The organism is Enterococcus sp. LJL51 (assembly GCF_054871795.1).
The window spans coordinates 153610-172990 of record NZ_JBTXLW010000003.1 but is presented as its reverse complement, the minus strand read 5'-3'; the positions used below and the strand labels follow the sequence as shown (position 1 = coordinate 172990).

Genomic DNA, 19381 nt, shown 5'->3' with positions numbered 1-19381 from the left:
GAATTATGATGGAAGTAAAAGATATTGTTGATTTGAACACAGTAAAAACAAATATGAATGCAAAAACGAAAGATGAAGCATTAAGGGAATTAGCTGATCTTTTGCTTAAAAATGGAAATATTTCCGAGATTGATGGATTTATAAAAGATATTTATGCCAGAGAAGCAGAAGGGCAAACTGGTATAGGAAACTATATAGCTATTCCACACGGAAAAAGCTCGTATGTAAATACGATTGGTGTAGCTATTGGCATTAACAACAACGAAATACCCTGGGAATCTTTGGATGGAAATGGTGTAAAAGGAATTATTCTTTTTGCAGTTGGGGACGACAATGATGGAGCAACCAGCCATCTCAAACTATTGTCTTTGTTTGCCAGAAAGCTTGGAAATGATGAAATAGTTGCAGAACTTATTCAGTCTAAATCAGCAGAGGATGTAGTAAAAGCTTTCTCTTAATACAACCACAAAAATAACTTGCTGCGAAAACTTCTTAAGGGTTGGAGCAGAGAAGCTTCAAAAAAATAAAAGTATTGTTTAGGAGGATAAAAATGAAGAAAATAAAAGAACTCAATCTTAAAGGTCATTTATTAACTGCCATCTCGTATTTAATCCCGATTGTTTGCGGCGCCGGCTTTTTGATAGCGATTGGTATGGGCTTTGGCGGATCAAGTCAAGGGACCCTTGTTCCAGGAGAATTTTCTATTTGGGACGCTTTAGCAACTATGGGGGGCGCTGGATTAGGCTTACTGCCTGTTGTTATAGCCACAGGCATTTCTTTTTCAATCGCTGGGAAACCAGGAATTGCTCCTGGCTTCATTATCGGATTAACAGCGAATGCAATCGGCGCCGGCTTTATCGGTGGTATCTTGGGCGGCTACTTAGCAGGATATCTCGTAGTAGCAATTTTGAACTATGTAAAATTACCGAATTGGGCGAAAGGATTAATGCCGACTTTAATTATTCCATTTTTGACTTCGATTATAGGCGGATTAATCATGGTGTATATTATCGGTACGCCAATTACCGCATTAACTTCACTATTAACCAACTTTTTAGATAGTCTAGGCAACTCTTCTCTTTTGATTTTTGGCGGCGTAACTGGCTTATTGAGTGGTGTAGATTATGGCGGACCGATTAACAAAACAGTTTTTGCATTTGTTTTAACGATGCAGGCAGAAGGCTTAAACGGCCCAATTACCGCGTTACAATTGGTTAACACAGCAACACCTATAGGATTTGGTCTGGCTTTCTTTTTTGCCAAGTTATTGAGAAAAAATATCTATACAAAATTAGAGGTTGAAACGTTAAAATCAGCTGTTCCAATGGGGGTTATTAATATCGTTGAAGGAGTCATTCCTTTAGTCATGAATGACATTGTCCGGGGAGTTATAGCCACAGCAATCGGTGGTTTTGTCGGTGGAGCAACAACAATGATTTTAGGCGCAGATGCCACAGTACCATTTGGTGGAGTCTTGATGATTCCGACGATGAGTAAACCGCTGGCTGGTGTCATTGCAATCGTTGTAAATGCAGTAGTCACTGGTTTAGTCTTAGCAGTTATTAAGAAAGATGTATCTGAAAAAGATGCAGCCTCACTAGTAGAAAAGGAAGAAGATGAAATTAGTTTGGATGATATTCAAATTTTCTAGAAAGCAAATAGGCAAGCTAAAAAAACAGCAATCTTGAGACAATCAAACGTAAACATTGTAAAAGGGCTGGGTTAGCGGAGGCACAGATTGGGTACTTTTAGCTGTCCCGATTTTTTTTAGACGCCATTCACACACAGAAGAATGGCTAGTTATGAAAGAATAGCAAAGTTATAAAATAGTATAAAGAAAGAGTTGAGAGCTAGAGTGAGTAAAGTTGAATTTTCTCCATCATTAATGACGATGGATTTGGACAAGTTTAAGCAGCAGATTACTTTTTTGAATACTCGTGTTGCTTCCTATCATATAGACATAATGGACGGTCATTACGTACCAAACATTACCTTATCCCCATGGTTTATTGAGGAGTTAAGAAAAATTTCAGATTTGCCAATGTCTGCTCATCTAATGGTGACAGACCCAAGCTTTTGGGTTCAGCAGCTTGTGGATATTAAATGTGAATGGATATGTATGCATGCAGAGGTTTTAGATGGTTTGGCTTTTCGTTTAATTGATCAGATTCATGATGCAGGCCTCAAAGCGGGAATTGTCATTAATCCTGAAACACCAATTGAATCAATTTTCCCTTATATTGATTTACTGGATAAAATCACAATCATGACAATTGACCCAGGCTTTGCGGGACAAAGATTTATTGAAAGTACCCTTGATAAAATTGTTGATTTACGCAAATTACGTAAAGAAAAGGGCTATAATTATGTAATCGAAATGGATGGATCGTCAAATCGTAAATCATTTAAACGGATTGATGCAGCAGGACCAGACATTTATATTGTCGGAAGAAGCGGGTTATTTGGACTAGATGAAGATATTGAAAAAGCCTGGAAAATTATGAGTACTGATTACGAAGAGATGACTGGAAAGAAAATGCCATCAGAAATTTAAAGTTAAGACAGCAGCTATTTCCTCGGCTGTAAGATAAAATTCAAAAGAACTTATTTAATCATTTGGGTAAATTAGGGTTTATTAATATGAGCTAATTGTTTCTGTTCCAACGATTATTCGGATTTAGGTGTACTAAAAATCTGGAAATTGATTCATATCCCGACCTCCTTGTGTAGCCGGAGGTTGTAAGTCACTACGATGACAAAAAAGTTCTTGTTCTGATGTCTCACCGTTTATTTAGATTTTAGAGAAAAAGGGTTTGGGCATATTACGTTGTCCCGAACCCTTTCTTGGAGGGAAAAGAATGTTTGATAAAATTGATGAATTAGGAGTTAACACACTGCGGACATTAAGTATTGAATCTATTCAATCGGCCAATTCAGGTCATCCTGGATTACCTCTGGGCGCTGCTCCAATGGCTTATGTCCTATGGACAAAGTATTTGAAAGTAAACCCAAAAACTTCAACAAAGTGGATTAATCGTGATCGGTTTATTTTATCTGCCGGGCATGGATCGGCACTGCTATACAGCTTGCTGCATTGTTCTGGATATGAGGTAAGCATTAATGATTTGAAAAATTTCCGTCAGTGGCAAAGTAAAACTCCCGGACATCCGGAAGTCCATCATACCGATGGGGTAGAGGCGACTACGGGTCCTTTGGGTCAAGGGATTGCGATGGCAGTAGGAATGGCGATGGCAGAAGCCCACCTTTCGGCAACATTTAATAGAGCGGAATACAATGTAATTGACCATTATACTTATTCGCTTTGCGGAGACGGCGATTTAATGGAGGGTGTATCACAAGAAGCGGCCTCAATGGCTGGACATATGAAATTAGGAAAGTTAATTGTGCTGTATGATTCAAATGATATTTCTTTAGACGGACCCACAGCAAAGGCTTTTACAGAAAACGTGGGGCAAAGATTTGAAGCTTACGGCTGGCAGCATATCCTAGTTAATGATGGAAATGATTTGGATGACGTTGCTAAAGCAATAGAGCAAGCAAAATTAGAAACAACAAAACCAACATTGATTGAGGTAAAAACGGTTATTGGCTATGGAGCTCCTAATCAAGGAACATCAGCTGTTCATGGTGCACCTTTAGGGAAAGCTGGTATTTCAGCAGCTAGAGCTGTATATGGCTGGGACTATCCTGAATTTACAGTACCAGTCGAAGTAAGCCGTCGATTTAGAAAAACAATGATTGAAGATGGTCAAAAAGCAGAAGATGAATGGAACCGCTTATTTTCAACATATGCGAGTACTTATCCTGTATTGGCTGAGCAATTCAAGCAAGCATTTGCAGGAGAATTACCAGAAAATTGGGCTGCTGAATTACCTTCTTATGATGTTGGTTCAAGTCAGGCAAGCCGGGTATCGAGTCAAGAGATGATTCAGGCATCATCTAGAACAGTTCCTTATCTTTGGGGTGGTTCAGCTGATTTATCTGGCTCTAACAATACAATGATAGCGGATGAGCTGGACTTTGAACCTAATCAATATGAAGGGCGCAATATTTGGTTTGGCGTTCGCGAGTTTGCGATGGCAGCTGCTATGAATGGTATTCAATTACATGGCGGGACAAAAGTATATGGTGGTACCTTCTTTGTATTTGCAGATTACTTACGTCCAGCGATTCGCTTAGCAGCTATCCAAAAAACACCAGTAATTTATATACTTACACATGATTCTGTTGCTGTGGGTGAAGACGGACCTACCCACGAACCGGTTGAACATCTAGCAAGCTTGCGTTGTATGCCAAATGTCCAAGTTATTCGTCCAGCTGATGGAAATGAAATGAGAGCTGCATGGAAAATTGCAATGGAAACAAAAGATAAGCCAACGGTTCTAGTATTGAGCCGTCAAAATCTGCCTGTTATTAAGGGGACGAAGCAATTGGCTGATGAGAAAGTTGCGAAAGGCGGCTATGTTATTTCCCCGCAAAATGGCGAGTCTTTAGATGGGATTCTGATTGCTTCGGGATCAGAAGTGCAATTGGCAGTTCAGTCACAACAGGAGTTATCAAAAGAAGGAATTGAGGTTTCCGTTGTTTCAATGCCTAGTTTTGATTTGTTTGAAGAACAATCAGAGGAATATAAAGAACAGGTACTGCCTGAAGCTGTAAAAAGACGTATTTCTATAGAGCTTGGTTCAAGTTTTGGCTGGGATCGCTATGTAGGCAAGGCTGGGAAGGCAATATCAATCGATTGTTTTGGAGCCAGTGCTCCTGGAGATAAAATTATTGAAGAATATGGCTTTACTACTGAAGCAGTTGTAACTGCGTATAAAGATTTTTTACAATAAATTTGATAAAAATATTCTATTTTTCTGCTCAGATATAAGAAAATTAGATGAGTAAAAGCAACTTTAATCAAGCATGATAGGTTGCTAATTTATTGATGAAAAAGATAAAACTAAATCATTCTAACAAATAAAGGTTGATGAAGCTAGTTTAATTGTTTGATTGTACAACATTTGTTTTGATTTATTTTGGAAATATGTATATTATATTATTATATCGTGTTTAACAACCCACAGTGTTAGACCCTTTATTGATATACTCTACTTCTTATGAGGTAGAGTTATTTTTTTACCTTAGTCGCTAGTGAATCCTTAAATATTTCAAAAGAAAAACTAAAGTTTTTGATTTAAAGAGAACCTCATAAAGAACCGGACTAGTTTGGTAGGCGTCAAAGATCAATCATCATGTGATAGTTGGAAGTAGCTAAGTTTTGTATGAAAATCTTATTAAGTTTGCGGCATAAAATTTGCTGGATGCTAACTGAAATAGGTTTAGCTGTCTTTGAGATTTTTGAGGATTTAATGGTTTATGAAGAGTATAGTAATGAAAGGGTATCTCTTTTTTAACGATGCTCTCTTTCATTGACGGGCTATACTTGTTGCTAAATTTTATGAAGATAAACTATTAAGAATCTGATAAATAAATAATAACTTTTACAAAAGTATCTATGCTTACTTGAAACGACATTATAAAATGCAGTAAGAACGATTTTATTTTTACTATCGGTATAACAACAGTTTGGGAGGGAAACAATGACTAAGCAAAAGAGGAATAGGCTGCTTATTGGTGCGTTGGCTGCTGGCGTGGTGGTTTGTTCGGCAGCAGGTTTTTTCATTTTAAAAAATCAACAGGAAAAAAAGGATGTTGCTAGTGCGGTTAATAAGTATACAGAGGCACTAGCAAAGCAGGATTTTTCAAAATACAATGAATTATTTACAGAAAAATCCTTTGCTGAATATTCAACCTCTAAGGATGAAACGATCCAAAGGTATGAGTCAATCTTTTCGGGGATTGGTGTAAAAAATGTTAAGGTGGAGAATCTCTCAACAACCGAGAAGGAAAAGAATCATTATCAACTATCCTATACCTTAAAGCTGGACACAGAGTTTGGTGAAATCTCTACAGAAAAATATCAAGTAACGATGAAAAAAACAGACGAAGCTTATTCATTTGAGTGGCAACCTTCTTTACTATTTCCGGAAATGAGTGCTGAGGATACAGTCAGTGTGGCTAATGATGAGGTAACACGAGGGGAAATCCTCGACAGAAATGGCAAGAAAATCGCAGAGAACTATGATTATCAGCAGCTGGGAATAACTCCTGGTCAATTAGGTGAGGGCGAACAACGGGCCCAGCACATACAGGCGATTAGTGAGAAGTTCGCTATTTCGACAGAAATAATCAATGAAAAATTAAATCAAACATGGGTGAAGGATGATTTGTTTGTCCCTCTTAAAACACTGGAAAGCAGTATCAGCTTTGAGGAAATAGCAGCGCTTCCTCAGGGAGCATCGATTGGTAAAATCAATCAGAGACATTATCCTTATGGGGAAGCGACAGCACATTTATTAGGTTATGTGGGTAAAGTCAGTGCAGAGGATATTGAGGAAAATCCTGCGTTATCGGAAAATGACTATATCGGAAAAGCTGGTTTAGAGGCGGCTTTCGACGAGAAGCTAAGAGGTAAAAACGGTGTAAGTGTTGATATCTTAGATAAGAATGGACAAGTTAAGAAGAACTTGCTAGCGGTTGAAAAGATTCAGCCAGCAGATATCACATTGACAATTGATAGCGACGCACAGAAAATTGCCTACGAGTCTTTAGCAGGTAAGCCGTCTACGGCTGTTATTTCAAGTCCTAAAACAGGTGAACTGCTGGTGGCGACAGGTGCGCCATCTTATAATCCCAATAAAATGGTTTTGGGAATTTCTGAAGAAGAGTATAAAGTCTATGCAGATGATACAAATCTGCCATTCATGGCTCGCTATGCCAATCGCTATGCACCAGGTTCAACTTTTAAAACAATTACTGCAGCTATTGGTTTGGATTCAGGGCACATTAATACAACAGAAGAACGGGAAATTAATGGTTTGAAATGGCAAAAGGATGCAAGCTGGGGCGGTTTTTGGACGACACGGGTGAAAGAAACACCTGTGGTTGATTTAAAAAAAGCATTGGTCTTTTCAGATAATATTTTCTTTGCGCAAAAGAGTTTGGAAATGGGGGAGGAGGTTTTTCGCAGCGGGTTGAATAAGTTCATTTTTGGTGAAGAATTGGATTTACCCATCTATATTGAACCTGCAAGTATTTCTAATGAAGAAACTTTTCACTCTGAAATTCTTTTGGCCGATACAGCTTATGGACAAGGTGAATTAATGATTTCACCGATTTCTCAACTGACAATGTACAGTGTATTTATGAATGACGGGGCTCTTGTGTATCCTCAAATTGTTAAGGATCAAGAAATAAAAAGTAAAAACGAAGTTGTCAGTGCTAACGCGGCTAATACTGTATTAAATGATTTAATTGACAGTGTTGCCTCGCCGGAAGGATATGTATATAGCTTAAACAATCCCAATTTTACATTGGCTGCTAAAACAGGAACTGCTGAAATAAAAGAAAAGCAGGATACATTAGGTACAGAGAACAGCTTTTTATTGTTTTTCGATGTGGATAATCGTAATTTCATGGGGCTTATTATGTCTGAAAACTCAAGAGAAAACGGTACAGCTACAGAAAAAGCTGGCGGAGTTGTTCAATATTTGGAAGAACATTATCAATGATACGAGGCAGTTAGTTGGTAAAGGAAAAAAAGCGAGCGGCAACTGCGAAACAAGCAGTGCCGCTCGCTTTTTTATATGAGGAATGAAGGGAAATTTTATACGGTACCAACAGCTTGCTGATATTCTGTTTGTGCAGCTTTTCATTTATAAAAAAAGCAGAGAGTATTCAGAAAGTTAATCAACTTTCAAAGATAAAAAGAAGAACAACAAGCACACCTATAAAGAAAGTAAAAATAACAGAAAATTCAGTTAATTATTCTGTTAACAGAAAACTCTTTTTAATGAACGAAAACGCTTTAAATAAGGTAGAGCCAGCCATATTAATGTGATATAATGAGCAACGGGTAAAACAATTATTTTAGGGGGCAATTATATGAAAAAGATTACATTAACAACGGCTATTTTATTGGCATTACTAACAGCTACAGGATGTTCTTCTGATGACAAGAAAACTGCAGAAAGTTCTTCTACTGCACAAAGCAGCTCAGTAACTACAGAAAGCAGCAGTTCAGCGGCAGCAGCAGATATCACAATTGCGGACGGCAGTACCAAAGATTCAGCACCTGCTGAAGGAACTGTGTACATGAGACAACTGCTTACAGCACCTCATGGAACAAAATCATTTGCTGTAGTCAATGTAACAATGAACGGAGATAAGATTTTAGCAGTGCAATTGGATGAATTCCAATATGTGTCTCCTGATGACTTCACAGGCGTACCGAATTCTGATGGTGCATTTGGTGAAAACTATCCAACCGATACAGTATTATCCAGCAAACGCGGCAACGACAAAGCCTATTCGGCAATGATGGCAGATAAAGGCGGCGCTTCTCAAGGCTGGGCTGACAGCATGGATGCAATCGCAGCTTTTGCTGTAGGCAAAACAGCGAAAGAACTGGAAGACACTGTTAAAGAATTAGACGACTTAGGTGAAGACGGCAATCCGGCTGATGTAGTAACAGGAGCAACATTCTCTGATACTAGCGGCTACCTGCAGTCAATCATCGATACAGCAAACACTGGTATGATTTCAGAAGGCATCAAAACCTCTACAGAAGACTTGAAGGAAACACAAGTATTAGGCGCACCTCATGGAGATAAATCATTCTCTGTTACAACAGTTGCTTTAGATGGAGATAAATTAGCAGCAGCTTCATTAGATGAGTTCCAATATGTTGATCCAGCTGATTTTGGTGGTGTACCAAATTCTAATGCTGATTTCGGAGCAGATGTTCAAGAAGGCCTAGTATTATCTTCAAAAGAAGCTAATAATGATGCCTATTCAGCAATGATGGCAGACAAAGGCGGAGCAACTAATCCTTACGCAGATAATATGTCTGCAGTAATCAAATTTGCTTTAGGCAAAACAACTTCTGAATTGGAAGACACAGTTAAGGAATTAGATGGTCTAGGAGAAGATGATAGTCCAGCAGATGTAGTAACAGGAGCAACATTCTCTGATACAGCAGGTTATCTACAAGCAATCATCGATGCAATGAAAGCAGCAAAATAAAATTGCTCGTTGACTGTATAAGTTTAAAATCAAACAATTTATAACAGCAACATTAAATGGACTGAAACCCTTGGGAATTCAAGGGCTTCAGTTCATTTTTAATTTAGGCGGTTAGGGAAATTCTCTATAAAGTTAGAAATCAATGGTATAATAAGCATGAACTGAATTGCAAAGCTTACAGATGAGGAGAGAATATAAGATGCTGGATAAGAGTATACCTTACCGTGAAATATGGATGGTTCGGTCAAAGGAAGAACCAGTGCCAGCAATCAATTTACCTGAAGGGTTTCATTTTGCTTTCTATCAAGAGGGAGATGAGGCTGAATGGGCAAAAATTGAAACCTCAGTATTCGAATTTTCAGATGAGGAGGAAGCCCTGGATTATTTTAGCCGAGCTTTCGCACCATTTCCACAGGCGCTTTCGCAACGAATGCTGTTTATTGAAGATGAAACCGGAGAAAAAACCGCAACCTGTACAGCGTGGTGGAAAGAAGTGGATGGTAAAACGAAACCGCTGCTTCATTGGTTAGCGGTTAAGCCGAAGTTTCAAAAGAGAGGGCTGGCAGCGGCTTTAGCAGCAGGGGTGACAGTGCGTTTGGCTGAGCTTGAGCCAAATGAAGATATTTATTTACATACACAAACGTGGAGCCATCCAGCGGTCAAGCTGTATGAACGATTGGGTTATAAAATAGTTCCTGAAAATATAGACGGCAGTAAAAATGAAGACTATCAAGAGGCGTTAGAGATTATTAATCAGCTGCAGCAGAAAAAAATGGAATAGCAGCCGTTTTTGAGGGATACTTGGAAAAAGATTCAAGGCTATCTATGTTCCGCTAAGAAAAGACAGCTAAAAAGGAGTGAACGAATCATCGAGAAGAAATCAAAGTTGGATAAACGGAAGAATCTAATCTTTATTATTGTCTTTTGTTTATTGGCAGCATCTGTTGTTTATGCAGTGATAATGCTGCAGAGTGCCCCTTCAGGCAGTTCAAATAAAGAGTATGAACTAGTTAAAAGTGATTATGTTCTAATGATTCTGCAATGTGTTGTTGGAATGATCGTCATTTTTATTCCCTATCGAGTAGAAAAAATATACGGAATTGATATTCCCGATTTGATGGAAATCATCTACTTTATTTTTCTTTTTTGCGCGATTTATTTAGGTGAGGTTCAGAATTTTTACTACAAGATTCCATTTTGGGATATGATTCTACACGGCTTTAGTGCTGGTATGCTCAGTGCACTAGGTTTTCTAATTGTTGATTTAATCAGTAGAAGTAAAAGAACCAATGTCCATCTCAGTCCGTTCTTCGTTAGTCTGTTTGCTCTTTGTTTTGCGACAACCTGTGGTGTGCTTTGGGAAGTTTATGAATATTTAGCAGATCATATTCTACAGACCAACATGCAGAAATTTATGACAGTAGAGGGAGAGATTCTTTCGGGACATGAAGCGTTAGGCGATACGATGGAAGACATCATGGTCAATCTGGCTGGAACCTTAATTGTTGTAGCCATCGGTTATCTTCACCAAAAGCGTCAGGAAAAAATTAAGGACCGTTTGATATAACCAATAGTTTTTTTGTAGCAGGTAGTTGATACAGACAACAAAAATATGTCGCTGCAAATTATCATTGAGCATTATTAAGATAGAGAAAATAATGTTGACTAAAAAAAGAATAGCTTTGATTCAGGATTCAAAACGAATTTCGTTTTGCAGTTTATCAAGAAGAGAGCGAGACAATCAGCAAAGAGTATTTCAGTTGATTGTCTCGCTTTTTTAATTATGCTCCCTGAATTTCTTGGCATATTGTTTGGGTGTAACGCCGGTAATTTTCTTAAAGGTACGAATGAAGTTGGAGTAGTCATTGAAACCGGAAAGGTAGCAGGTGTTTAAAACATCCTTGCCGTTTTCCAAATGCTTTTTGGCTGCGGAAATCCGGCTCAGCAAAATATAGTGATAGATGCTGCTGCTGAGTTCTTTTTTGAAAATACGGTTTAGATAGATGCCGTTGTGAGAAAACTTTTGAGCCAGCATATCAACAGACAGCTCTGAAGAATCCAAATTTTCCTGAATGAAAATCAGCATATTTTTAACCAGCTCTGGTAAATGACTGTCCAAGACTGCTTCTTCGCTGTTCGCTGCGCAGCGGTTGGCATAGAGTAGGATTCGAATCAGCATAGAGGACATCTCTAAATCATGACCATAAGCAGAAGGAGCGTTGTATTCATTGGTTAGTTCCTTCATTAGATTAATCATATGCTGAAGTTGGTTGTCAGAAAGCTGGATTAATGAGACCCGTTCATTAAAGGTTTTCAAAAGAGATGTTTTTTCTGTGGACAGCACTTCAGCAAATTTATTGGAAAAGTGAACGGAAATTCGTTCGTACAAGGCATCAGATAAAAGGTTTGGACCATGAATTTGGTTATTGTTGATAAAAAGCAGGTGCCCTGGCTTCAGCTCAATTGCTTTTCCATCGATGAAATAGCGGACGTCTCCTCTGATAAAGAGAAATAGCTCCAAGTGATTATGAAGATGCAATTTGATTTTCGGGATATTAATATTGTAATAGCAGTCAATCTTTTTGTGGAAATGCTCAATAAGATATTCCATGAATAACACTCCTCTATAAGTTTGTTTTTGCATGTTTTTATGTTTACAAACGCAAAGAAAGCGCTTTTAATTCATATTATAATCACATTGTAAGGTAAAAAAAAGAAAAGTCAAAGAGTTTTTCACCAGCTCTTTGATCAAGAAGGGGATTATTAAGATGAAAAAATTTCTAAAGCTCGCAGTATTGTCTACCTTGTTTGTCGGCATCTTATCTGGATTAGCTGCCTGTGGTAAAGGCGGGGAAGAAAGCGGGGGAAAAGAGTCGAATGAATTGTCTGTCGCAGCCTGGGCATATGATGCCAACCCTGAATTCAAAGCGATGGTGGAAGCCTTTGAAAAGGAGAACGATGGTGTAAAAATTAAAATCGTTGATATTGCTGCTGATCAATATGAAGACAAAGTAACAACGATGCTTTCAGCTGGTGATTCGACAGATGTGCTGGCAATTAAAGGAGTAGGAAGCTACGTCAACTATGCAACTAAAGGACAGCTGCTGGATCTTTCAGAGGATGCAGACAATATCAAAAATCCGGACAATTTCAAGGGCAATTTGGAAGGATACAAACTGGACGGTAAATATTATGCATTACCATTTAGAAAAGATATTTATATGCTTTTTTATAATAAAAAAATCTTTGATGACAACAATGTCGCTTATCCAGAGGAACTGACTTGGGATGAGTATGAAGAACTGGCGAAACAGCTGACGACTGATAAAGACGGAGAAAAAATCTATGGCACGTATCATCATACTTGGTATCCGATTCTGTTATGTACAGCAGCTAATCAAACGGACAGCTCACTGCTGGATGGAGATTATGGCTTTACAAAAGAATATCTGGATCGCTGGATCCGCATGCAGGATGAAGGGTATGCAATGGACTATTCATCCATAAAAACAGCGAGTGTAACTTATGCTTCGCAATTTGAAACAGAGAAGACTGCTATGATGCCGATGGGCAGTTTTTATCTAGGCAAACTGTTGAACGCTGCCAAAGAAAACCGTACGACTGTTGAATGGGGAATTACTTCGATGCCGCAGAACGAAAAAGGAAGTGTTAGTACGTATGGCGGCCCTTCTGGATTTGCTGTTAACAAAGGATCGAAAAATCCGGAGCTAGCTAAAAAATTCGTTAGCTTCTGTTCAGGTGAGGAAGGTGCGAAAGCAGTTGCCGGGATTGGGATGACGCCAGCTTATCAGTCAGAGGAAGTGATGGATGTCCTTTATAATCTTGAAGGCATGCCGCAGGATGAAGAAAGTAAGCGTGCTTTGAATCCAGATAAAAACGGCTGGGAAATGCTGCCGGATCCAAAGAGTGCAGAAATTAACTCAATCATTAATGAAGAATACGATTTAATTATGGTAGAAGATAACTCTGTGAAAAAAGGAATTGACGCATTGAATAAGCGTGCGAAGGAAGTGTTGGAAGAAGATAATTGAGGAGGAAATGATGAATTCAGTTAGCTACTCAGTCATGAAAACGAAAGAAGAATTTACTACAGCTTTTCAAAAAATTGCACAGCCGGCTGTGCAAGCATTGGATGAACGGCATCCGGGGCTGCTGGATATCGGTTCTGCTGGAGCAATTTACAGTAAAAAAACAAGAGAGGCAGAAGGTTTTTTACGGCTACTGTGGGGCTACGGCCCCTTCTATAGTCAGCAGTCAGCAGATGAAACCTTTGATAAGCTGTTGAAGGGCATCTGTGAGGGAGTCAATCCAGACTCTCCAGATTACTGGGGAAAAATTGGTCACGTAGATCAGCTAATGGTGGAGATGGCTCCTTTGGCAGTTTTTCTTGTGATGAATAAAGAAAAGGTTGACTCACGACTGTCGGAAAGACAGCACCACTACTTAGTTGAATGGATGAACCAAATTAATTCATTTGATACGGCGCAAAATAACTGGTTGTTCTTCAGGGTTCTGGTGAATGTTTGCCTTCATAAAAATTACGGAATGGATACCTTCGTTCAAATTGAAAAGGATTTCGCCAAGATTGAGACCTTCTATTTAGGAAACGGCTGGTATTACGATGGGGTGAAGGTTCAGATTGATTACTACATTTCCTTTGCAATTCATTACTATTCTTTACTGTATTCCGTTCTATTTGAAGCAGAAGATCCTCAACGCAGCAGAATTTTGAAGGAACGGGCTGCAGAATTCGCGCAGACATTTCAGCACTGGTTTGATGATGAGGGACGGGGAATTCCTTTTGGAAGGAGCTTAACCTACCGTTTTGCCCAAAGCTCTTTCTGGTCAGCGATGCTGTTTGCTAAGGTGGAGGGATTCGCTCCGGAGAAATCCAAAAGCTTATTAAGTAAAAATTTGGCTTTCTGGCTTTCACAGGATATCTTTTCTCCAGAAGGCTTGCTGCGAGTCGGCTACTGCTATGATGATCTGGTGATGTCGGAGGAGTATAATGCTCCCGGCTCTCCCTACTGGTCATTAAAGGCGTTTCTGGTTCTGGCGTTGCCGGAAGATGATTCAACTTGGTCATTGCCTGCTGCTTGTTCAGAATCATCAGCGGACACAGCGCCAACCCTGATAAAGGAAGCCAGAATGCTGTTGAAAAAAAGCTCTGACGGCAAAGAGGTTCAAGCCTTTCCTGTGGGTCAGTTTGTCGAGCTGCATACACATGGGGAAGCAAAATATGGAAAGTTCGTATACTCTACATTATTCGGCTTCAATGTATCTAAAGGGCTGGTTGGTTATGAAAAAGGCGGCTTTGACAATGTGCTGGCTGTTTCAGAACGCGACAACTTTTATCGTGTCCGTACAGCCTTTGAAAGCTACCATACGGAAAATACACATGTGGCTGTTACTTGGCAGCCTTGGGCTGATGTGGTTATTCAATCCTGTATTATTCCGTTTGGACAATGGCATTTCCGCATCCACAAAATCAATAGCGAAAGGGCATTGAATATTCGTGACGGCGGATTTTCGGTTCCTTATGATGGGGCAGAAACTGTACAAATCCAACAGACAGAAACACGCAGCTTTTTAGATTCAGCCATCGGGGTCTCTGGTGTCGTTAATCTCTCTGGTCAAGGACAGACAGGCATTTCAGCTCGTTTAGCGAATGTCAATGTTTTATACAACAACGTTGTATTTCCTTATCTGAATCAGGATATTTCTAAAGGAGAGACAATCATCTGTAATGCTTTCTTAGGAGATGGTCAAAAGAAGAGCAGCGAGATCCAAGACTTACCGAAGGCCGTTGTTTCTGATAACAAGGCAGTTCTAACTGTGGGACAAGAGCAAAAAACAATCGATTTACCGTTCATTTAAGGAGTAGAGGAGAAGACGATGGAAAAAATTGATGACTACTTGGATAAAATCGCAACGAAGGTTTTAAGCGAATCAGCCAGAATAGCAGAGGGCATTCCTTATATTCCGGAAAATGGGCGCTATACAGATATGGGGCAGGAAGATATTGCCTGGTGGACCAATGGCTTTTTTGGAGGACTACTCTGGCAGCTCTATCACCATACTGGGAAAGAAGCCTTCAAATCTCATGCAGAACGTATTGAAGTGAGACTGGATCAGGCATTGGATGAGTTCGTTGAGCTGCATCACGATGTAGGTTTTATGTGGCTTCACACAGCGGTAGCTAACTATCGTGCAACTGGGAATGAGAAATCCAGAGTTCGAGGGTTAAAGGCAGCTTCTGTTTTGGCTAGTCGTTTTAATAGTAAGGGGCAGTTCATTCGAGCATGGAATGAAGATAAAACCGGCTGGATTATCATTGACAGCATGATGAATATTCCGCTGCTGCATTGGGCATCCGCAGAACTCAATGATCCGCGCTTTAAGCAGTTTGCTATTGCTCATGCGGATACGGTTCAACAGTATCTTATTCGCAAGGATGGCTCATCAGCTCACATTGGCAGCTTTAATCCGGAAAGCGGAGATTTCATTGAATGGATTGGCGGACAGGGCTTTAGCAGTGATTCTGCCTGGTCACGAGGACAGGCATGGGCAATCTATGGCTTTGCGTTGAGCTATAGGCATACGAATAATGATGACTATTTAAATACAGCGATTCAGGTTGCCAATTACTTTTTAGCAAATATTTCGCAAACGAATGATGTACCAGCAGTCGACTTTAAGGCGCCAGCGATTGAAGAAGACACAGATACGAGTGCAGGAATGATTGCCGCCTGCGGTTTGCTGGAGCTAAGCCGGTTATTGCCGAAGGAACAAGGGAAAATCTATAAAGCTGCAGCAGAAAAAATGCTGACAGCAGTGTTGGAAGGCTATACGGATTTTTCAGTTGAAACGGATGGTTTAGTAAGCGGTGGAGCAGTTGACTACCACGGGAAAGAAGGCAAAAACGTTGGCTTGGTTTATGCAGATTACTTTTTGATTGAAGCTTTGCTGAAGCTAAAGGAAACTGAAATGGATCTTTGGTAATCGTGTCTTAGTCTACAGATGAGGGGGAAATACGATGAAAAAATATCTGTTATTCTTGCTTTTTTTTACTATTATTTTCCTCTCTTCCTGTGGAGAGCAGGAGCGCCTGCATTCTTTTGACCATCAGGTGGAAGAAGAAACAGCGGCAATCTATAAGCACTATTCTGCGGAGGCTTTTCAAAATGGCGATGTACCTCCGAATACTCTTATTCAGCTCAGCGGTGTCATTACGGTCACAGATAATGATGATGGACAGTCAGTCAAAAAAAATGACCGCTTTATTCTGGAAGCAGAAGGACAGCGGTATCAGGTAATTAATTATTCTGACAGTGAATGGCAGCTGGCGGAACAGGTAACAGTTTATGGAGAATACTATGGGTTTATCAAAGCTGAACAAATAAAAAATGAACTTTAGTAAGGGGGGACATGTCTTGAGCACTTGGCTCGGGCATGGGAAATAATGGAGTCTGTTAAACAGCGTCGTTCAAAAAGCTTGAAAAGAAAAAATTTATTGACTGCTTATTCATTTATCGCACCAAACTTTATCGGATTTTTCATCTTTACATTAATTCCGGTTGTTTTTTCGCTAATTCTAGCATTTATGGAATGGGATTCGTTCTCAACACCAAAGTTTGTCGGATTAAATAATTTTATCAAAATGATGAATAATGAAACGTTCTGGATTTCTTTTAAAAATACCATATTGTATACAGTTGGCGTGGTGCCGCTGACGCTGATTTTTTCATTGGGCTTAGCCATTTTGTTAAATCAGAAAGTTAAAGGGATGAAATTCTTTCGAACAGCATTCTTTTTCCCTTATGTAACGTCGCTGGTAGCTATCGCTGTTGTCTGGAATATGCTGTTTCATCCAACCATGGGACCGATTAATCAGTTTCTGAAAGTGATTATTGATAATCCACCGGGCTGGACATCTAGCTCTCAATGGGCATTATTCGCAATTATTATTGTTAGTGTTTGGCGTGGTATGGGTTATTATATGATTTTATATTTAGCTGGTCTACAAAGTATTCCTAAAGAATTGTATGAGGCAGCATCTATGGATGGAGCCAATAAGTGGAAGCAGTTTATGAATGTTACGTTGCCTTCGCTAAAGCCAACCACCTTTTTTGTCACAATTATGCTGGTAATCAACTGCTTTAAAATCTTTGATTTAGTTCAGGTTATGACAGCCGGCGGTCCAGGCAGGTCTACAAACGTACTGGTTTATACCATTTATAATGAAGCCTTTGTTAAATTTAATTTCGGCTATGCTTCAGCAATTGCACTGGTACTGTTTATTATCGTTCTGATGATTACGGTTGTTCAATTTAAATGGAATCAGATTCAGGAAAGAGCTTAGCGAAAGGAGAGGAGCGAGATGCAGATGACTGCAAAAACCAAACTATTGGATGCACCAGAGAAAAAAATGAAAAAGAAAAGCGGCGCGGTCAAACGAGGAGTTTTAATCGTAATCCTGACTATTTTGGGATTAATAACGCTGGTTCCGTTTATCTGGATGGTTTCAGCATCCTTTAAGGCGAATAATGATGTTTATACCGTTCCAATCCAATGGATTCCTAAGGAATGGCATCCGGAAAACTATGCAACCATTTGGGAGCGGGTCCCTTTAATGACCTTCTTTAAGAATACAGGTATTTTAAGCGTACTGATTACTTTGATCCAACTGTTTACCAGCAGCTTTGCTGCTTATGGTTTTTCCAAGATGTACTTTAAGGGCAGAGATGTACTGTTTCTAGCCTATATTGCAACGATTGCTGTTCCGTGGCAATCTTACATGATTCCGCAGTTTATTATGATGCGTAAGCTGGGATTAACTGATACTTTATGGTCGTTAGTTCTGTTGCAGGCCTTTAGTGCATTCGGTGTCTTCCTGCTTAAGCAATATTACAGCAGTATCCCGGATGAGTTGTGTGAAAGCGCTCGAATTGACGGATTATCTGAATGGGGCATTTACCGAAAAATTATTCTGCCGTTAACCAAACCAGCCATTGCCAGCTTGACAATTATTACATTTGTTAATACATGGAATGACTATATGGGACCGTTCATCTATTTGACCTCGACTGAGAATAAAACGATTCAATTGGGACTGAAAATGTTTGTTGGTCTGTACGATGCAGAATATGCGCTGATTATGGCAGCATCGGTTCTATCTATTTTGCCGGTAGCTATTGTGTTCCTCGCTATGCAGAAATACTTTGTGGAAGGAATTGCAACTTCAGGAATGAAAGGCTAGGTGAGCAGGATGAAGTCGATGCGTACATTTGAAAATAATATCTATATGAAAGCATTTCACTGGGCGTATTGTTTACTGACGTTCAATCTCTTATTTACATTGTTGAACCTGCCTTTATTCTTAGCATTCAATCTGTTAGCCATTGATTTGCGCAACCTGTTTTTTTTCTCATAGCAGCTCTACCCTTTGGCGGCGCGTTTGCTGCGCTGTTGGGATCGCTGGAGCAGTTTATTCAGGAAAAAGAAAGCGAGCCCTTCAAGGTGTTCTTTCGTCAAGTCCGTAAAGGCTGGTTAAAAGGAACCGGCTATTGGCTGGCTGCAATACTTTGTATGATTATCATTGGAGCAGATTTGTGGTTCTTTGTAGCAACTCCATGGTTTCAATGGATTAGTCCTTTGTTCTTTATTATTGGAGTGCTGGGGTTGGGGGTCTTTCTGAATACTGTTTATTTTCAGCTTAAAAATCCACTGGCTCGCAGAAAAGAGATTTACAAAATCAGTCTTTACTATGCACTTAGAAAATGGTATGTAACGGGACTCAACAGTTTACTGCTGATAATTATCCTAGGTTTTATGCTTTTGAAACCACAGTTTGGGTATTTACTCGCTCCATCCATTTTGGGCGGACTAATTTATTTGAACAGCAGCAAGCTTCATAAGTTGAGACAAAGCCCTGCTGAAAAGGTTTAAGCGGGGAGCTTTTTTTAAGGATATGTTAAGCTATGCTGGTAGGACAAAAACTGAATAAAATCATAAAGCTTGGAATTAAAATCAGGAACTTTCTGGTTTTATTCTAAGCTTTTTTCTACCAGTGTATGAGATTTCACTAATCATTTGAACTGTTAAAAGCAGGGGAATAGCAGTGATTACCTTTCCAATTAATAGTGACCTTTCTATAAGCAGATTTGATGATTGATGTTGATTAATAGCGTACTGCTGTAGATTTACA

General features: G+C 39.4%; 16 protein-coding genes. 15 read left to right on the top strand and 1 reads right to left on the bottom strand.

Annotated elements, in window-relative coordinates; all coding sequences use genetic code 11:
* The first annotated feature begins 8 nt into the window (after window positions 1-8).
* From ACYSNQ_RS04840 to ACYSNQ_RS04805, 8 genes are all read left to right on the top strand, one after another.
* Entirely contained in the window at window positions 9-458 is a 450-nt protein-coding gene (locus ACYSNQ_RS04840; RefSeq protein WP_426081694.1) for a PTS sugar transporter subunit IIA, read from the top strand.
* A gap of 92 nt (window positions 459-550) precedes the next feature.
* Entirely contained in the window at window positions 551-1651 is a 1101-nt protein-coding gene (locus tag ACYSNQ_RS04835; RefSeq protein WP_426081693.1) for a PTS fructose transporter subunit IIC, read from the top strand.
* Window positions 1652-1855: 204 nt separating this feature from the next.
* Entirely contained in the window at window positions 1856-2554 is a 699-nt protein-coding gene (gene alsE, locus ACYSNQ_RS04830; RefSeq protein ID WP_426081692.1) for a D-allulose 6-phosphate 3-epimerase, read from the top strand.
* A 304-nt stretch (window positions 2555-2858) separates the two neighbouring features.
* Complete coding sequence (gene tkt, locus ACYSNQ_RS04825) at window positions 2859-4859, top strand: transketolase (RefSeq protein WP_426081691.1); 2001 nt, start codon at window positions 2859-2861, stop codon at window positions 4857-4859.
* A gap of 750 nt (window positions 4860-5609) precedes the next feature.
* Window positions 5610-7640: a penicillin-binding protein PBP4(5) gene (gene pbp4 / locus ACYSNQ_RS04820; protein ID WP_426081690.1), complete on the top strand. Its 2031-nt coding sequence runs from the start codon at window positions 5610-5612 to the stop codon at window positions 7638-7640.
* Between the two features lie 373 nt (window positions 7641-8013).
* Entirely contained in the window at window positions 8014-9153 is a 1140-nt protein-coding gene (locus ACYSNQ_RS04815) for a peptidoglycan-binding protein (RefSeq protein WP_426081689.1), read from the top strand.
* 199 nt (window positions 9154-9352) lie between these two features.
* Window positions 9353-9934: a GNAT family N-acetyltransferase gene (locus ACYSNQ_RS04810; protein ID WP_426081688.1), complete on the top strand. Its 582-nt coding sequence runs from the start codon at window positions 9353-9355 to the stop codon at window positions 9932-9934.
* Window positions 9935-10039: 105 nt separating this feature from the next.
* Entirely contained in the window at window positions 10040-10720 is a 681-nt protein-coding gene (locus tag ACYSNQ_RS04805) for a hypothetical protein (RefSeq protein WP_426081687.1), read from the top strand.
* Window positions 10721-10930: 210 nt separating this feature from the next.
* Here the strand turns inward: ACYSNQ_RS04805 and ACYSNQ_RS04800 are convergent, their stop codons facing one another.
* A complete protein-coding gene (locus ACYSNQ_RS04800; protein ID WP_426081686.1) occupies window positions 10931-11764 on the bottom strand; it encodes an AraC family transcriptional regulator in 834 nt (277 codons plus the stop codon).
* 157 nt (window positions 11765-11921) lie between these two features.
* On the opposite strand from ACYSNQ_RS04800, the gene ACYSNQ_RS04795 reads away from it, so the two are divergent.
* The 7 genes from ACYSNQ_RS04795 to ACYSNQ_RS04765 all read left to right on the top strand — a co-directional run bounded on the left by ACYSNQ_RS04795 (window position 11922) and on the right by ACYSNQ_RS04765 (window position 19122).
* Entirely contained in the window at window positions 11922-13205 is a 1284-nt protein-coding gene (locus tag ACYSNQ_RS04795) for an ABC transporter substrate-binding protein (protein ID WP_426081685.1), read from the top strand.
* A gap of 10 nt (window positions 13206-13215) precedes the next feature.
* Window positions 13216-15051 (top strand): DUF2264 domain-containing protein, encoded by a 1836-nt coding sequence (locus ACYSNQ_RS04790; protein WP_426081684.1) that lies wholly within the window; start codon window positions 13216-13218, stop codon window positions 15049-15051.
* A gap of 18 nt (window positions 15052-15069) precedes the next feature.
* Window positions 15070-16176, top strand: a complete 1107-nt coding sequence (locus tag ACYSNQ_RS04785; RefSeq protein WP_426081683.1) for a glycoside hydrolase family 88 protein — start codon at window positions 15070-15072, stop codon at window positions 16174-16176.
* 34 nt (window positions 16177-16210) lie between these two features.
* Window positions 16211-16591 (top strand): hypothetical protein, encoded by a 381-nt coding sequence (locus ACYSNQ_RS04780; protein ID WP_426081682.1) that lies wholly within the window; start codon window positions 16211-16213, stop codon window positions 16589-16591.
* Between the two features lie 45 nt (window positions 16592-16636).
* Entirely contained in the window at window positions 16637-17536 is a 900-nt protein-coding gene (locus ACYSNQ_RS04775; RefSeq protein WP_426081808.1) for a carbohydrate ABC transporter permease, read from the top strand.
* 66 nt (window positions 17537-17602) lie between these two features.
* Window positions 17603-18433 (top strand): carbohydrate ABC transporter permease, encoded by an 831-nt coding sequence (locus ACYSNQ_RS04770; RefSeq protein WP_426081807.1) that lies wholly within the window; start codon window positions 17603-17605, stop codon window positions 18431-18433.
* 170 nt (window positions 18434-18603) lie between these two features.
* Window positions 18604-19122 carry a DUF624 domain-containing protein gene (locus ACYSNQ_RS04765; RefSeq protein WP_426081806.1) on the top strand — a complete coding sequence of 173 codons (519 nt, stop codon included), beginning with the start codon at window positions 18604-18606 and terminating at the stop codon, window positions 19120-19122.
* Window positions 19123-19381: the final 259 nt, after the last annotated feature.

Coding starts and splice junctions, on each gene's coding strand:
- ACYSNQ_RS04840 (WP_426081694.1), top strand. CDS start 9: ATGGAAGTAAAAGATATTGTTGATTTGAACACAGTAAAAACAAATATG.
- ACYSNQ_RS04835 (WP_426081693.1), top strand. CDS start 551: ATGAAGAAAATAAAAGAACTCAATCTTAAAGGTCATTTATTAACTGCC.
- tkt (WP_426081691.1), top strand. CDS start 2,859: ATGTTTGATAAAATTGATGAATTAGGAGTTAACACACTGCGGACATTA.
- pbp4 (WP_426081690.1), top strand. CDS start 5,610: ATGACTAAGCAAAAGAGGAATAGGCTGCTTATTGGTGCGTTGGCTGCT.
- ACYSNQ_RS04815 (WP_426081689.1), top strand. CDS start 8,014: ATGAAAAAGATTACATTAACAACGGCTATTTTATTGGCATTACTAACA.
- ACYSNQ_RS04810 (WP_426081688.1), top strand. CDS start 9,353: ATGCTGGATAAGAGTATACCTTACCGTGAAATATGGATGGTTCGGTCA.
- ACYSNQ_RS04800 (WP_426081686.1), bottom strand. CDS start 11,764: ATGGAATATCTTATTGAGCATTTCCACAAAAAGATTGACTGCTATTAC.
- ACYSNQ_RS04795 (WP_426081685.1), top strand. CDS start 11,922: ATGAAAAAATTTCTAAAGCTCGCAGTATTGTCTACCTTGTTTGTCGGC.
- ACYSNQ_RS04790 (WP_426081684.1), top strand. CDS start 13,216: ATGAATTCAGTTAGCTACTCAGTCATGAAAACGAAAGAAGAATTTACT.
- ACYSNQ_RS04785 (WP_426081683.1), top strand. CDS start 15,070: ATGGAAAAAATTGATGACTACTTGGATAAAATCGCAACGAAGGTTTTA.
- ACYSNQ_RS04780 (WP_426081682.1), top strand. CDS start 16,211: ATGAAAAAATATCTGTTATTCTTGCTTTTTTTTACTATTATTTTCCTC.
- ACYSNQ_RS04775 (WP_426081808.1), top strand. CDS start 16,637: ATGGAGTCTGTTAAACAGCGTCGTTCAAAAAGCTTGAAAAGAAAAAAT.
- ACYSNQ_RS04770 (WP_426081807.1), top strand. CDS start 17,603: ATGAAAAAGAAAAGCGGCGCGGTCAAACGAGGAGTTTTAATCGTAATC.